Annotated in this window: 11 protein-coding genes; 9 read left to right on the forward strand and 2 right to left on the reverse strand. The window is 43.6% G+C overall.

Going from position 1 to position 14434, the window contains the following annotated elements; all coding sequences use genetic code 11:
• Positions 1-146 precede the first annotated feature (146 nt).
• The 6 genes from truA to purF all read left to right on the forward strand — a co-directional run bounded on the left by truA (position 147) and on the right by purF (position 6003).
• Positions 147-941: a tRNA pseudouridine(38-40) synthase TruA gene (gene truA / locus JJQ94_RS10845; RefSeq protein ID WP_017218112.1), complete on the forward strand. Its 795-nt coding sequence runs from the start codon at positions 147-149 to the stop codon at positions 939-941.
• 134 nt (positions 942-1075) lie between these two features.
• On the forward strand, positions 1076-1951 hold the full coding sequence (gene accD, locus JJQ94_RS10850; protein WP_099030205.1) for an acetyl-CoA carboxylase, carboxyltransferase subunit beta: 876 nt from the start codon (positions 1076-1078) through the stop codon (positions 1949-1951).
• A 26-nt stretch (positions 1952-1977) separates the two neighbouring features.
• Entirely contained in the window at positions 1978-3234 is a 1257-nt protein-coding gene (folC, locus tag JJQ94_RS10855; RefSeq protein ID WP_099030206.1) for a bifunctional tetrahydrofolate synthase/dihydrofolate synthase, read from the forward strand.
• 35 nt (positions 3235-3269) lie between these two features.
• On the forward strand, positions 3270-3896 hold the full coding sequence (locus tag JJQ94_RS10860) for an SPOR domain-containing protein (protein ID WP_099030207.1): 627 nt from the start codon (positions 3270-3272) through the stop codon (positions 3894-3896).
• Positions 3897-3957: 61 nt separating this feature from the next.
• Positions 3958-4452, forward strand: a complete 495-nt coding sequence (locus tag JJQ94_RS10865; protein ID WP_010369359.1) for a CvpA family protein — start codon at positions 3958-3960, stop codon at positions 4450-4452.
• A gap of 18 nt (positions 4453-4470) precedes the next feature.
• Entirely contained in the window at positions 4471-6003 is a 1533-nt protein-coding gene (gene purF / locus JJQ94_RS10870; RefSeq protein ID WP_099030208.1) for an amidophosphoribosyltransferase, read from the forward strand.
• An 85-nt stretch (positions 6004-6088) separates the two neighbouring features.
• Here the strand turns inward: purF and JJQ94_RS10875 are convergent, their stop codons facing one another.
• Together JJQ94_RS10875 and barA are read right to left on the reverse strand one after the other, a co-directional pair.
• Positions 6089-6874 (reverse strand): MipA/OmpV family protein, encoded by a 786-nt coding sequence (locus tag JJQ94_RS10875; protein WP_099030209.1) that lies wholly within the window; start codon positions 6872-6874, stop codon positions 6089-6091.
• A gap of 210 nt (positions 6875-7084) precedes the next feature.
• Positions 7085-9850, reverse strand: a complete 2766-nt coding sequence (gene barA, locus JJQ94_RS10880; RefSeq protein ID WP_099030210.1) for a two-component sensor histidine kinase BarA — start codon at positions 9848-9850, stop codon at positions 7085-7087.
• Positions 9851-9928: 78 nt separating this feature from the next.
• Between barA and rlmD the strand changes: the two genes are divergently transcribed.
• From rlmD to mazG, 3 genes are all read left to right on the forward strand, one after another.
• Positions 9929-11248 (forward strand): 23S rRNA (uracil(1939)-C(5))-methyltransferase RlmD, encoded by a 1320-nt coding sequence (rlmD, locus tag JJQ94_RS10885; RefSeq protein WP_099030211.1) that lies wholly within the window; start codon positions 9929-9931, stop codon positions 11246-11248.
• Positions 11249-11340: 92 nt separating this feature from the next.
• On the forward strand, positions 11341-13494 hold the full coding sequence (gene relA / locus JJQ94_RS10890) for a GTP diphosphokinase (protein WP_099030212.1): 2154 nt from the start codon (positions 11341-11343) through the stop codon (positions 13492-13494).
• Positions 13478-14290 carry a nucleoside triphosphate pyrophosphohydrolase gene (gene mazG, locus JJQ94_RS10895; protein ID WP_099030213.1) on the forward strand — a complete coding sequence of 271 codons (813 nt, stop codon included), beginning with the start codon at positions 13478-13480 and terminating at the stop codon, positions 14288-14290. The genes relA and mazG overlap by 17 nt, the downstream gene beginning before the upstream one ends.
• Positions 14291-14434: the final 144 nt, after the last annotated feature.

Genomic DNA, 14434 nt, shown 5'->3' on the forward strand with positions numbered 1-14434 from the left:
TTAATACTCACATCAACGATACCGACCAAACAAAATAATTGCCTTGTTTGGCCGGTATCATCATCTACTTCTTAGCTTAAGCGCTTTAATTCACATCGCCAATCGCATAAAATGTCGTTTTTGTTATGGGTTGCGATTGAAAAAGTATGCGAGTAGCGTTAGGCATTGAATATAATGGTGCAAATTATAGTGGTTGGCAGAGGCAAAATCATGTCAGCAGTGTCCAAGAAGAAATAGAAAAAGCGCTATCGAATATCTGTAATCATCCCGTTGAGATAACTTGCGCGGGGCGCACTGATGCGGGGGTTCATGCTACGGGCCAACTAGTGCATTTTGACACGGACTCTGCTCGCGATATGAGCGCCTTTACATTAGGAATGAACTCTCAGCTTCCTGACGACATTGCGGTACGATTTGCTAAAGAAGTCGACCCAGAGTTCCATGCTCGTTTTTCTGCGACAGCTCGCCGATACCGCTACGTTATTTATAATCACACCTACAGACCGGGCATTTTACGCAGTGGCGTAACGCATTTTCACCACGAGCTTGATGTTGAAAGAATGAAAGCAGCGTGCCCTGTGATGATAGGGGAGCAAGATTTCACTTCTTTCAGGGCGGTACATTGCCAGTCTAATACGCCGTTTCGTAATATCCATCACTTAGAGGTGAAACGCATTGGCAAATACATCGTCATTGATATTAAAGCAAACGCGTTTTTACATCATATGGTGCGCAATATTACGGGTTGTTTACTTGATATAGGTGTCGGCAAGCAAGAGCCTGAGTGGATGGCGGAGCTCTTAGTTGCCAAAGATCGCACCTTAGCAAGTGCCACAGCAAAACCTAACGGATTGTATTTAGTTGATGTGGACTACCCTGAACAATGGCAAATAGAAAAGATGCCGCTTGGGCCTTTATTCTTGCCTGAGGAATTAGTGTAACGGTCATATTTATGTAGTACCTTGTACTCTTAAGACCAGTTTTTTATATCACCTATAGCTAAATCATGATTTAATTGGGAAAAGATGTCTGTCTTTGCTGACGGAACAGAATAAAGCACGATAGAGAGTTGCAAATGAGTTGGTTAGAAAAGATCTTACCTAAAACCACTAAATCTTCTGGTAAAAAAGAGATCCCAGAAGGGGTTTGGGCAAAGTGTACAGATTGTGATTCAATCCTATACAAAGCGGAATTAGAAAAGTCTCTAAACGTATGTCCTAAGTGTGATCATCACATGCGTATTACGGCACGTAAACGTCTTGAAAGTTTCTTAGATGATGCGGATCGTCAAGAGCTTGGCACAGAGCATGAGCCACAAGACGTATTAAAGTTTAAAGACTCTAAAAAATACTCGGATCGTATCATTCAAGCACAAAAGGCAAGCGGTGAGAAAGACGCTTTAGTTGCAATGAAAGGCCGCGTAAAGGGTATTCCTGTTGCTGCTGTTGCTTTTGAATTTTCCTTTATGGGTGGCTCAATGGCGTCGGTTGTTGGTGCGAGATTTGTTGATGCAGTTAACGTTTGTTTAGAACATAACATGCCGTTAATTTGTTTCTCTGCATCTGGTGGTGCACGTATGCAAGAAGCACTTATGTCATTGATGCAAATGGCAAAAACAAGTGCTGCATTGGCAAAAATGAGTGATAAAGGCTTGCCATTTATCTCAGTATTGACCGATCCAACTATGGGTGGTGTTTCAGCATCATTAGCGATGCTTGGTGATATCAACGTTGCAGAGCCAAAAGCACTTATCGGTTTTGCGGGTCCACGTGTTATCGAACAAACAGTACGTGAAACCTTACCAGATGGTTTCCAGCGCAGTGAGTTCTTATTAGAGCATGGTGCGATTGACATGATCGTCGACCGTCGTGAAATGCGTGATACGTTAGCACGCATTTTAGCGAAGTTTATGGACTTGCCTTCCACTGAACAAGAGCATAGAGTAGCGTAAATTTTTCAAATTGAGCTACTCAACTTATGACGGTTAAACAGCCTAGCCAATCATCAAGCCTTGATGATTGGCTTTGTTATTTAGAAGCAATTCATCCAGCCACCATTGAAATGGGACTTGAGCGTGTAGCGCAAGTTGCCGAGCAAGCCGGATTACTTGAGCCTTTCAGTAAAATTATTCTAATTGGTGGTACCAATGGTAAAGGCACAACAGCGAGATGTTTGGAGTCGTTGTTGCTGGCACAAGGATTGTCGGTTGGCACCTACGCTTCACCACATTTAGTACGCTACAACGAGCGTGTTCGAGTGAATGGGGCAGAGCTTGAAGACCAGTATCATATCGATGCATTTAAATTCCTCGACGACACCCGCAAAGACACTCAGCTAACTTATTTTGAGTTTGGTACGCTTGGCGCGTTAAGTATTTTCAAGCGCTGTAAGGTTGATTATATTTTGCTTGAAGTTGGTTTAGGCGGGCGGTTTGATGCGACAAATATAGTCTCGCCATTTGCCTCTGTTATCACGACTGTCGACTTAGATCATAAAGAGTATCTGGGTGATACTAGAGAACTGGTAGGTTATGACAAAGCTGGCATTTTCCGCAGTGGTAAGCCTGCAATCGTTGGTGATTTAAATATTCCACATACGGTTACAGACTATGGCGACGAAATTGCCGCAGATATGGTGTTATCAAAACGAGATTTTTATTTTACCCCGTTAGATTCTCAGTTTAGATGGCAATATCTTGATTTTGATTGGCACTTCGACAAACCAGCCATTCCAGCACAAAATGCTGCGACAGCGTTAACGGTTTTAGCTAAACTTGAGTTGCTACCTAGCTATGATGCAGTGAAAGCTTGTTTGGCAAATTTGCAGGTAGAAGGTCGCTTTCAGCAACTCAATACCACGCCGTTAGTGTATACAGATGTTGCTCATAATCCAGAATCTGCAAGATATTTGGCAACTAAGTTACAAGAACTCAAGCAAAAAGGGTTTAAAATTCATGCCTTAGTCGCTATGCTTGCGGATAAAGACAAAGCCAGTGTGCTGAAAGAAGTCACCCAATATGTAGATAGCTGGAGTTTAGCTTCACTTTCTGGGCCTCGCGGAGAGCGTGCGGAAAACCTTAAACCATTGCTTGACTCAAGTTGCAATGTCACCTTATTCGATAGCGTTACAGCAGCACTTGATACTCAGCTCGATACGCTTGCAAGCGAGCAGGTACTAGTGATATTTGGTTCGTTCTTTACCGTTGCTGAGGCAATGGAGTACTGGCGAAAGTAGTTATAGATGATTAATGTAAAGTAGAGAGTAAAGTTGTGAACTCAGTATTTATAAATCGCCTTGTTGGAACAAGTATCGTCGTCGTAGCTGCGGTGATCTTTATTCCTAATATCCTTGATGGTGAAAAGGTCCACTACAAGGAAGGATTTCAAGCGATCCCTGAAAGACCTGAGTTCAAAACCATTGATCTGCAAGAAAAAGTGGATGCGCAAGCCAAGCTTGCGCCAGAGTTGCCCTCTGAGCCATTGGAAGATATTGACGCTGATGATGCAAAACTAGAGGGCACAGAAGAGACAACGCTAGCCAACACGCAGCAATCAGATACGTCATCTACACAAGTTGAGGCAAAACCCGTCGCAACGACCGACAAAGTTGAGGTGGCGAAATTAACACGTCCTGAGACTGCTAACTTTTCAAAAATGGCCTATGTTATTCAGCTTGGTAGCTTTTCGCATAAGTCGAACGTTGATGCACTGACGAAAAAGCTCGCAGATAATGGCTTTAAAACTTTTACTAAACCCGTTAAAACGCCTAATGGTACACTGACAAAAGTGTTTGTCGGACCAGATTTAAATAAAGCAGAACTTGAAGCTAAGTTACCAGAATTAAAGAAATTAACTAAGTTAAATGGTCGTTTGACACAATTTGAAGTGACAAAATGATCTGGCATTTAGATGCCAAACCTTTTAGAATGCGCCCCACATTAACGACTTATTGGTTACTATGATCTGGGTTGATTACGCCATTCTTGGTATTGTTGGTTTATCGACTATCTTTGGCTTGCTTCGAGGCTTTGTCAAAGAAGCGATGTCACTTGTCGTATGGATCGGCGCTTTTTTCATCTCTAGTATTTTTTACCAATATCTCGCAACCTTCCTAACATTCATTTCAGAACCCCTTTTAAGAAATGCAGCCGCAATAGCCATACTCTTTTTTGCGACCTTGATGTTAGGTGGGCTTGTTAATTATGTCTTGAGTGAATTGGTTCAAAGAACTGGGCTCTCAGGCACCGATAGGATCTTTGGGATTGTATTCGGTGGACTTCGAGGTGTGTTGGTCGTTAGCGCCTTACTCTTTTTCCTTGATGCGTTTACCAGTGCACCAGACACGCAGTGGTGGAAAACATCAAACTTAATTCCTGAATTTGGCTTTGTGATAGAGTGGTTTTTTTCCTATCTTGAACATAACTCAAGCTTTTTAGATTCAGTAAACCGTTAATCGGCGAGGAAATTTTTAATGTGTGGTATCGTTGGGATAGTCGGAACATCTCCTGTTAATCAGGCGATTTATGACGGCTTAACTGTTTTGCAACACCGCGGCCAAGATGCGGCTGGCATTATTACCATTGACAACAATACGTTTAGCTTACGAAAAGCAAACGGTCTAGTGAAAGACGTATTTCATACAAGACACATGAAACGCCTACAGGGCAACATTGGTCTTGGTCACGTACGTTATCCTACTGCTGGTTCTTCAAGCTCAGCAGAAGCTCAACCTTTCTACGTAAACTCTCCATTTGGTATTGCCCTTGCGCACAACGGCAACTTAACCAATGCAGAAAAATTAAAAGAGCGTTTGTTTACTCAAGCGCGTCGTCACGTTAATACTACGTCTGATTCAGAGATCCTGCTGAACATCTTAGCTCACGAGCTTGGCAAAACAGACAAGATGAAATTAGACGCGGAAGACATGTTTACGGCAGTAACTGAGGTTGTGTCTATTGTTTCTGGTGGTTACGCGAGTATCGCGATGATCATTGGCCATGGTATTTTGGCATTTAGAGACCCTCACGGTATTCGTCCGCTTGTTTTCGGTAAGAAAGAAACTGAGCGTGGCATGGAATACATGTTCGCTTCAGAGAGTGTTGCATTGGCAACGGATGGCTTTGAGTTTGTGCGAGATGTTGCACCTGGTGAAGCTATTTACGTAACCGAAAAAGGTGAGTTTTTCTCTCAGATCTGCGCTGCTAAAACGACGCTTGCACCTTGTATCTTCGAGTTTGTATATTTTGCTCGTCCAGATTCAAACATTGATAAAATGTCTGTTTATGCGACTCGCGTGAATATGGGTACCAAGCTCGGTGAGAAAATCGCAACTGAGTGGGGCGATAAAGATATCGACGTAGTTATCCCAATCCCTGAAACATCATGTGATATCGCACTTGAAATTGCTTCCGTGCTAGGGCTTCCTTATCGTCAAGGGTTTGTTAAAAATCGCTACATTGGCCGTACTTTTATTATGCCGGGCCAAGAGATGCGTAAGAAGTCTGTACGCCGTAAACTTAACGCGATTGACCGAGAGTTTGCTGGTAAGAACGTGCTACTTGTCGATGATTCTATTGTGCGAGGCACTACATCAGCGCAAATCGTTGAGATGGCGCGTGAAGCGGGTGCAAAGAACGTGTACTTTGCATCAGCAGCACCAGAGGTAAGATTCCCGAACGTATATGGCATCGATATGCCTTCTGCATCAGAGCTAATCGCTCATGGTCGTGAAGTGGAAGATATCAATGCAAGTATTGGCTCGGACGGTTTGATCTACCAATCGCTAAGTGATTTGATTGCAGCCGTAGGTCAAGAAAATCCAGAGATCGCTCGCTTTGAGACTTCGGTATTTGATGGTCAATACATCACAGGTGATGTTGACCAAAACTACCTCAACCATATTGATGAGCTACGCAACGATTCGGCAAAGTCTAATCGTGAAGCTGCGATGTCTGCAAGCCTTGAGCTACATAATCAAGAAGCGGAAAGCGCCGAAAGCGATTAAACTATTTGATGATGTGAATAAGCATTATGATAAAAAACCCAAGTTTAACTTGGGTTTTTTATTTAATTTTAACTCAGGCAACAGCCTAAAATTGATAGACTAGGCCAACATAAGCGAGGTCACTGGTGTCTCTGTCTAGCAAAGGACTATTGGCAATAACATCATCGAGCTTGGTTCGTGTTATCCCACCAACCAAACTGAGTTGTGTTTTTAACTGATAATGTGCGGTAAACCCCGCCGAATAGTTCACGGCGTCATCAACAGTTAAATAGCCCACTCGACCACGGCTTATATCGATGTTTTTCCCGCTCACCCCGTAAATATAATTGACGTAATCAGATTGCTGCCATTCTACGTTACCTACTGCCGAGATTTTAAATCCTCGACCATCGTTGTACAGTGGGATTGATACCGAAAAAGTAGCCGTGGTTGAATCTGAGTTATCGGAAATATCACTGTGACCAGTGAGCGTAAACCACAGATAGGTGACGCCATAGTTAACGGTAACATCGCCATCCGGTGCGTCATATCCTTCAAAAACCTCGTCCTCGGATTTCGCATCTCGGAACACACCGTCATAGCCGTCTTGACGATAGCCCAATCCGGAGTAGACAGATAAATCTTCGGTAATAGGAAAGCGATAGCCAATTAAGCTGTCTTTGTTGATAAACCAGTTTCCTTTTTGGATATCGATAATGGGAATTGAAATCAGCTCACTTTCAATGCCTTTCCACGGCAAATCTGCAGCGGCTGCCCCTCCTCCTAGACGAACTTGCCATTCGTCAGATGACGTTTCAATGGCGTGGCTACAAGAAGCAAAAGCGAGAGTGAAGATGGCAGCAGACGTAAGTACTGACTTGATGAGATACATACAGAATTCCTTTCTTAGGTTAAAGGTTGCGAGAATTTAGAATGTAAGAAGTTTGTTACAAGATTTGGGAAAGTGCTGTTAGAAAGTGTAATAAATTGTCGGGAAGCGTTGTCTGGTGTGTTAGGAGTTATGCGCCACATTTCCTATCTATTCGCTATTTCTATGGTTGTTTGCATAAAAGTAGCGAATAGATGAGTGTGAACATAAAGATCAGTTGGATTGTGCGGGCTCGGAATCAGAAAGCAATAAAGTGAGTCCATCAACCAGCTCAAATAGCTCAGGCTCGATATCACTGAGTGGTTTTTCTTGTTTTAATCCGGTTTCAATGGTTTCAGCCAATTTCTTCAGGGTTGGTACGCCAGTGTAACAACATGCCCCGTGAAACTTATGCACTACCTTGAGCAGTGTTGGGAGATCCTCTGCGTCTTGTGCAGACTCCAACTGCTGCAACGTTTCGGGCACGCTAGAAAGCAGCATGTTAAGCATTTCCAATGCTAAATCAGGTTTATTACCCGCACGCTGTAACGCTAACCCCCAATCTAACATTTGGCTGTTAAATGGCGGCACACTGTGCTGATGACTCTCAATATTTTTTTGTCTCGCGACTGGTGAAGATGCGCTATGGTCGCAAATAATTTGCTTGAGCATATCTTCATCTATGGGTTTAGTCATGTAGTTACTAAAGCCATCTTTAAGCAATTGCTCTTTTTCGCCAGCAAGCGCATGAGCGGTCACAGCGATGATGGGCGTATCCTCGTTCAAGGATGAGTCTCTAATGCTTTTACAGGCGCTTATGCCATCCATGATAGGCATTTGAATATCCATAAATATGAGGTCGTATTTTCTAGACTTGCATAAACTGACTGCCTGAGCACCATTATGCGCTGTATCTATTGCCTCTACTTGCTCATCTAACAAAGTACAGATCAACTTTAAGTTAGCATCGTTATCGTCCGCAACGAGCACTTTAAGTGGCAGACTTGTGGCTTCTATTTCGTTGGCACTCATGTCTGGGTGGTCTAAACGATAAGGGGCTGCAAGCATTTCACATAGTTTTCTGTGATTAAGCGGTTTGCTTAAACAAGCGTCTGCGCCACTGCCAATAAGCGCCTCACGCATATTATGAGACACGGTATTAACCATCAAATATAGATAGTCTGCGGAACCACGAGCTTGCTTGATGTAACTCTTAACCGTTTGCATTTGGTCAACACTTGCCATAGAGCCGATTAAGCAAATATCGTAATTAAAATCCTGCGCTAAAGCAGTATCAAATTCCTCTTCGGTGAGGCAGCGTGTTACCTGCATGTCCCACGCCTGTAACTGAGCTATAACTGCATAATGAGTATGCTCTTGTGGTTCAAAGTAAATGACGCGTTTGTTTTCCAGCGGCTTACTCGGTAAGTCATCGTTGTAGAGTCGGTTTGGCAGGGCAAAGACGGCATTAAATGAGAAACAGGTACCATTCCCAGGTGCCGAGTTCAGAGTGATACGGCCATTCATCGCCTCAACAATATGCTTAGTGATGATAAGACCTAGGCCTGTGCCGCCAAATTTACGGGTGATACTGGTATCGGCTTGAGCAAACGGCGTAAATAGCGCGTCTTGCTTATCCTGCGCAATACCGACCCCAGTATCGCTGACAGACACTAACAAAGAGGATTGAGATTCATCCATCAAGCGATGGTTAATATCCACTTTGACTGAGCCTTTCTCCGTGAACTTGATGGCATTACTAATTAGATTGGTCAATACCTGTTTAAATCGCGTAGGGTCGCCAATTAAGTTGTCGGGCACCTGGCGATTAACAGAAATCGAAAACTCTAGCTGTTTGTCGTGGGCACTTGGCGCTAATAAGGTCATGACCTCATTAACGGCGTCGCGTAATTCAAACTGGATATTCTCCAGCTCCATAGCACCGGCTTCTAGTTTTGAGAAATCCAAGATGTCACTAATGATGGTAAGCAGGCTATTTGCGGATAGCTCTATGGTATCTAAATAATCTTTTTGGTGTTTATTTAATGGTGTTTTATAAAGTTGACGAGTAAAGCCTATGACCCCGTTGAGCGGCGTTCTAAGTTCGTGACTCATCTTAGCCAAGAAATCCGATTTTACGCGGTTAGCGTCTTGTGCTTCTTTTTTGGCAATATTGAGCTGAATATTCTGCGTTTCATACTGCTCTAGGGTTTCGCGATAATCACTAGTTGCCTGATCAATGTGCTTTTGCATTTCGTCTTTTTGATTGGCCATCTTTCTGCCAATAACAATCAAACCTTGGCGTAATAGCTCAAATTCCCCCCGCATCGGCTCATTGATAGCGATGTCTTGTTTACCTTCGTTGAGTTTGTCTGTGGCCAAAATCAAACTGGCAATCGGTTTGGTCAGCATACGTGATAATCGCATGGCCAACATAACACTAAGTAAAAAGGAGAAAATAATAACAATAGCACTCAAGATCAGCGCGCGCTGCTGCGATATCAACGCTTGGTCTTTACTGATCTCTACAACTAAAACTGCGAGCGTAGCTGGCTCTGCACTATGCCAATCGGTTTTTTTGGCTAAATGGTTTTTAACTGGTGAATAAAACACAAAGGTATTTTTTAGTGTAGTAACTTCGGTGATTTGTAGCTTTTGCACTTCACCAAAATAATGTAATTTGTCGAATTCACTATGATAATTACTGGTAAGAATAAGCTGATTTTGGTTATCAAACAGCGCGATACTTTTTACCAGTGGTGCGTGTTTATTATGTGCCTGGCTTAAAATGCGGTGTAAATGCGCTTTATCTTGTTTTTCTATTGGGTATTCTACTGACATGGCCAGAGAATCTGCAATGCGATTTCCCTGACTTATCAGAATTTCCTCAAGCTCTACGTAGCGATTTATAGTAAAATAACCACCAAGTAGCAAGCCAACCAAAAGGGTTGGCAAAAGAGTGAGTAGTAAAATACTGTCACGCAGGTTTAATTTTGTCATAGGGTCAAAAAAGTGCAGAGAAATCTGTAACTAAGATTATCTTTTACCGACGTGATAAGCAAACAAATGAGGAACCCAATGGCACAGATTTTTCGTGCTAAGAAAGCTGCTAAGCCGTCAAAGCAAATAGAATTAAACATAGAGTCAATGGATCATCAGGGGCGAGGTGTTGCTCGCCATGAGGGTAAGGTCTGTTTTGTGACTGGCGCCTTGACTGGCGAGCGAGTGAGCGCACAGGTTGTACAGGCCAAGTCTAAACTGTTGGAAGCGAAGGTGACCAAAGTACTTAATGCCTCCAAAGAGCGTGTTAAACCGTTTTGCCCGCATTACCAGCAGTGTGGTGGTTGTAGCTTGCAGCATCAAAGTGTTGATGGTCAGCTCAATGAAAAGCAACATGCAGTTGAAAAACTTTTTGCGCGTTTTGCCAACATCAAGCATATACCTTGGCAAGCACCGATCACCTCTATGCCGCTTCATTATCGCCGTGCAGCTCGTTTGGCATGTATCTACGATAAACAAAGCAAAAGCATGAAGTTAGGCTTTAGAGCAAGTCAGTCGAAGCAGATTATCGAAATAGCGCAGTGTGACGTATTGGTGTCGCCTTTTGATCGTATTGTTAACACGTTAAGTGCGCTTGCACAGTCGCTAAGTGAGTTTAGGCTGATCAGTCATATTCAGCTTTGTCAGGCCGACAACCATAACTATGTGTTGTGTCGTCATACAAAGCCACTGTCCGCTTCGACTCGCGAAACGTTACAAAATGAGCTGGAAAATTGTCAGGTCCTGTTTGACGATGGCGAGACGCCAGTTGTGTACTCTCAGTTGCCGTACTATCACCTTGATGAATTTGGCTTAACACTTGAGTTTAAATTGAACAACTTTATTCAAGTGAATCAATCAGTAAATGAAGCAATGCTGCGCCAAGCGACAGACTGGCTACAGCTGAGTAACGATGAAAATGTGCTCGATCTTTTCTGTGGGGTGGGAAATTTCTCTTTGGTGCTCGCAAAACAAGCAAAAAATGTGATTGGGGTAGAAGGTGAAGCGCAATCGGTTGCAATGGCTCAGCAAAATGCGCAAACTAATCAAATCAGTAATGTTCAGTTTCACTGTTTTGATCTAACTCAGTCGATTACAGAGGCCGCTTGGTTCGACGCAAATCTGGATGTGTTGGTGCTGGACCCATCAAGGCCTGGTGCACTTGAGGTTCTGCAGCAATTACCGTTGACGCAGTTTACCCGTATTTTATACGTGTCATGCGATCCGGTGACACTGGCGCGCGATTCTTTGGTAATAGCGCAGGCAGGCTTTGAATTAGAAAAGCTTGGCTTAATGAATATGTTTGTCCACACGGGACATATCGAAACCATGGCGCTGTTTAAAAAACAGCGTAAATAACCTGAGCTTTGAGGCCGTTATTGCCCGAGCATTAGGTTAGATAATTTACCCGAAAATGAGGCGGGTAAGTAATTTTAAGGAGGTATCAAAACATGGTTGCTACTCGGCAGTCGCATCAAACCACTTTGCCACTAGAGTTTGATGCGCGACTCACTATCTTAAACTTGTCTGAGGATCAAAGGGACTGGCTGCAAAAGGCCTATGAACTTTGTCCTGCGGATGAGTCAACAGAACATCTCAATAATGCCATCGAAATGGTAGAGATCCTTGCAGACTTAAATTTTGATAGCGAATCTTTAGCAACTGCGTTTTTAACTCCTTATTTTGTTGCTGGAAAGTTGTCCCTTGAGCAAGTAGAGGAAGCGCTTGGCAAAAACATCTCTCTGCTTTTAAGAGGGGTGGAGAACATGGACACCATCAGCACTTTGGCACACCAAAGCTCGGGTAAGGTACAAGTCGATAATATCCGCCGTATGTTACTCGCTATGGTGGAAGATGTGCGTGCTGTAGTGATTAAGCTTGCTGAGCAAATCTGCCATTTGCGTGCGGTTAAGAAAGCATCGGAAGAAGAAAGAGTCGTTGCTGCAAAAGCCGCGGCCAATATTTTTGCGCCACTTGCGAACCGTTTGGGGATTGGCCAATTAAAATGGGAACTTGAAGATCTCTCTTTCCGTTATTTGCATCCGGATACGTATAAGTCTATTGCCAAGAAGCTTTCTGATAAACGCCTAGACCGCGAAGCTTATATGGAAAATATGGTTAATTCGGTGGCACAAAAACTTGCGGATGCAGGCATTAAAGCGCAGGTCTACGGTCGCCCTAAGCATATTTACAGCATTTATAAAAAAATGGCGCAGAAAAGCTATGAATTCGAACAGTTGTTCGACATTCGCGCGATGCGAGTAGTGGTAGATGAAATTCAAGATTGCTACGCCGCTTTGGGTATAGTGCACACCAGCTGGCGGCATTTAAACAAAGAGTTTGACGACTATATTGCTACGCCCAAGCAAAACGGCTATCAGTCTATCCACACCGTGGTATTTGGTCCTGAGGGCAAAACGGTAGAAATCCAAATCCGCACCGAGGCTATGCATCGAGATGCAGAGCTTGGGGTGGCGGCACATTGGATGTACAAAGAAGGTGCATTGCCGGGCAGAAACTCCGGATACGAGCAAAAAATTAGCTGGCTACGCAAACTGTTGCAGTGGCAAGAAGAAGTGGTAGATGGCAGTGAAATAGCAGATGAGCTAAAGAATCAGGTTGTCGAAGACCGTGTTTATGTATTCACGCCCAAGGGCGATATCTTTGATTTGCCGCTAGGCTCGACGCCACTCGATTTCGCTTACTACATTCATTCCAATGTTGGACATCGCTGCATTGGTGCAAAAGTGTTTGGTAAAATAGTGCCTTTCACTTACACATTGCGCACAGGCGATCAGGTAGAGATTCTTACCCAGAAAAATGCTTCACCAAGTCGAGATTGGTTAAACCCATCGCTGGGATATATTCATTCTTCAAGAGCGCGCAGTAAGATCCATCACTGGTTTAAGCAGCAAGATAGAGACAAAAATCTCCAAGCGGGTAAGGAAATTTTAGATAGCCATCTGCAAAAACTAGATATTACCTATAAAGATTTAGAACCCGCGATTGACCGCTTTAACTTTAAAGAGCTCGACGATTTAATGGTGGCGATTGGTGCCGGTGATATTCGTATCAATCAATTCCTGAACTATGTACAAGATAAACCTGAAGATACACCTAAGTTAAAAATCTCCTCGCCAAAACACAGTAAAGGTGACAAAAACGCAGTGGTCGTTGATGGGGTTGGCAGCTTGATGAGCCATATGGCGAAATGCTGTGAGCCAGTACCAGGCGATGAAATTGTGGGTTATATCACGCAAGGGCGAGGTATTGCAGTGCATCGCTCTGACTGTGAGTCGTTCGCTCATATTACGGATATACATCCAGAACGAGAGATTGCGGTCAGTTGGTCAGATGATGTTAAAGCGTCTTACGCCATTACATTAAAAATTGAAGCGCACGACCGCCAAGGGCTGATCCGAGACATTAGCGCTGTGCTTGCCAATGAAAAAGTCAATGTGCTCAATATGAATGTACAAACGCAAGACGATAAAAACGTGGCGGTATTTATGATGAAGGTAGAGGTGGATGACCTTTCTGCTATGCATCGCTTGCTGACTAAATTGATGCAAATCGAAGGTGTTTTTGATGCCAAACGACTCTAAGCCTTCGGCAACAATGGGGATAGAGCAGCTGCTAGAGATTATGTCGCAGCTGCGCGACCCAAGCACTGGATGTGACTGGGATAAGAGGCAAACCTTTAAAACCATTGTCCCTCATACGTTAGAAGAAGCGCACGAAGTTGCCGACGCTATCGAGCAAGGCGACTTTGCTCACTTAAAAGAAGAGTTGGGGGATTTGCTGTTCCAAGTGATTTTTTATGCTCGGCTTGGAAAAGAGCAGGGGTTGTTTGACTTTGCAGACATAGTGCAAACCCTCAATGACAAATTAGTGAGACGTCACCCTCATGTATTTGAAAAACAGGAGAGTTTAAGCGAAGCAGAGCTTGAGCAGCAATGGCACGCCATTAAGCAGCAAGAAAAACAGGCGCAAAAAAAAGGAGCGTTCGCGGCGGATATTCCGAGCAGCTTACCAGCATTATCAAAAGCCTACAAAATTCAAAAGCAAGCAGCCAAACTCGGATTTGACTGGCCAAGTTATCACGGTGCGTGGGATAAAGTACAAGAGGAAGTTGCAGAGGTGAGCGAGGCGCTGCAAGTTGATCCACTCTCTGAACATACTGCGGAAGAGGTGGGCGACTTATTGTTTGCGACCGTGAATGTGAGCCGACATATTAAACGAGATCCGGAGCAGTTGCTACGCCAAGCCAATGAGAAATTTAAAAATCGCTTTGTGCAAGTCGAAGCCGTTTTGAATGAGTCCTCACTATCATTTAAAGATGCGAGCTTAGAGGAGATGGATGGTGCTTGGGAGACAGTGAAACGTCGTCAACGCAGTTAAAACTGAGACTGATTTTACGGTTTGGTCGTTAATTAAAACCACCCTCGGATAAAATATATTACCGCACTAAGTCATTTTTAGCTGGAATGACTTAGGTGCTTTTGCTATACTATCGCCCCGTCTTGATTCTTATTTAAATTCCAA

The sequence above is a fragment of the Pseudoalteromonas sp. GCY genome, from assembly GCF_016695175.1.
Lineage (GTDB): Bacteria > Pseudomonadota > Gammaproteobacteria > Enterobacterales > Alteromonadaceae > Pseudoalteromonas.

What these genes read in the sequence shown, in the direction of transcription:
- truA (WP_017218112.1), top strand. Translation starts at nt 147, where the DNA reads ATGCGAGTAGCGTTAGGCATTGAATATAATGGTGCAAATTATAGTGGT.
- accD (WP_099030205.1), top strand. Translation starts at nt 1,076, where the DNA reads ATGAGTTGGTTAGAAAAGATCTTACCTAAAACCACTAAATCTTCTGGT.
- folC (WP_099030206.1), top strand. Translation starts at nt 1,978, where the DNA reads ATGACGGTTAAACAGCCTAGCCAATCATCAAGCCTTGATGATTGGCTT.
- JJQ94_RS10865 (WP_010369359.1), top strand. Translation starts at nt 3,958, where the DNA reads ATGATCTGGGTTGATTACGCCATTCTTGGTATTGTTGGTTTATCGACT.
- purF (WP_099030208.1), top strand. Translation starts at nt 4,471, where the DNA reads ATGTGTGGTATCGTTGGGATAGTCGGAACATCTCCTGTTAATCAGGCG.
- JJQ94_RS10875 (WP_099030209.1), bottom strand. Translation starts at nt 6,874, where the DNA reads ATGTATCTCATCAAGTCAGTACTTACGTCTGCTGCCATCTTCACTCTC.
- barA (WP_099030210.1), bottom strand. Translation starts at nt 9,850, where the DNA reads ATGACAAAATTAAACCTGCGTGACAGTATTTTACTACTCACTCTTTTG.
- rlmD (WP_099030211.1), top strand. Translation starts at nt 9,929, where the DNA reads ATGGCACAGATTTTTCGTGCTAAGAAAGCTGCTAAGCCGTCAAAGCAA.
- relA (WP_099030212.1), top strand. Translation starts at nt 11,341, where the DNA reads ATGGTTGCTACTCGGCAGTCGCATCAAACCACTTTGCCACTAGAGTTT.
- mazG (WP_099030213.1), top strand. Translation starts at nt 13,478, where the DNA reads ATGCCAAACGACTCTAAGCCTTCGGCAACAATGGGGATAGAGCAGCTG.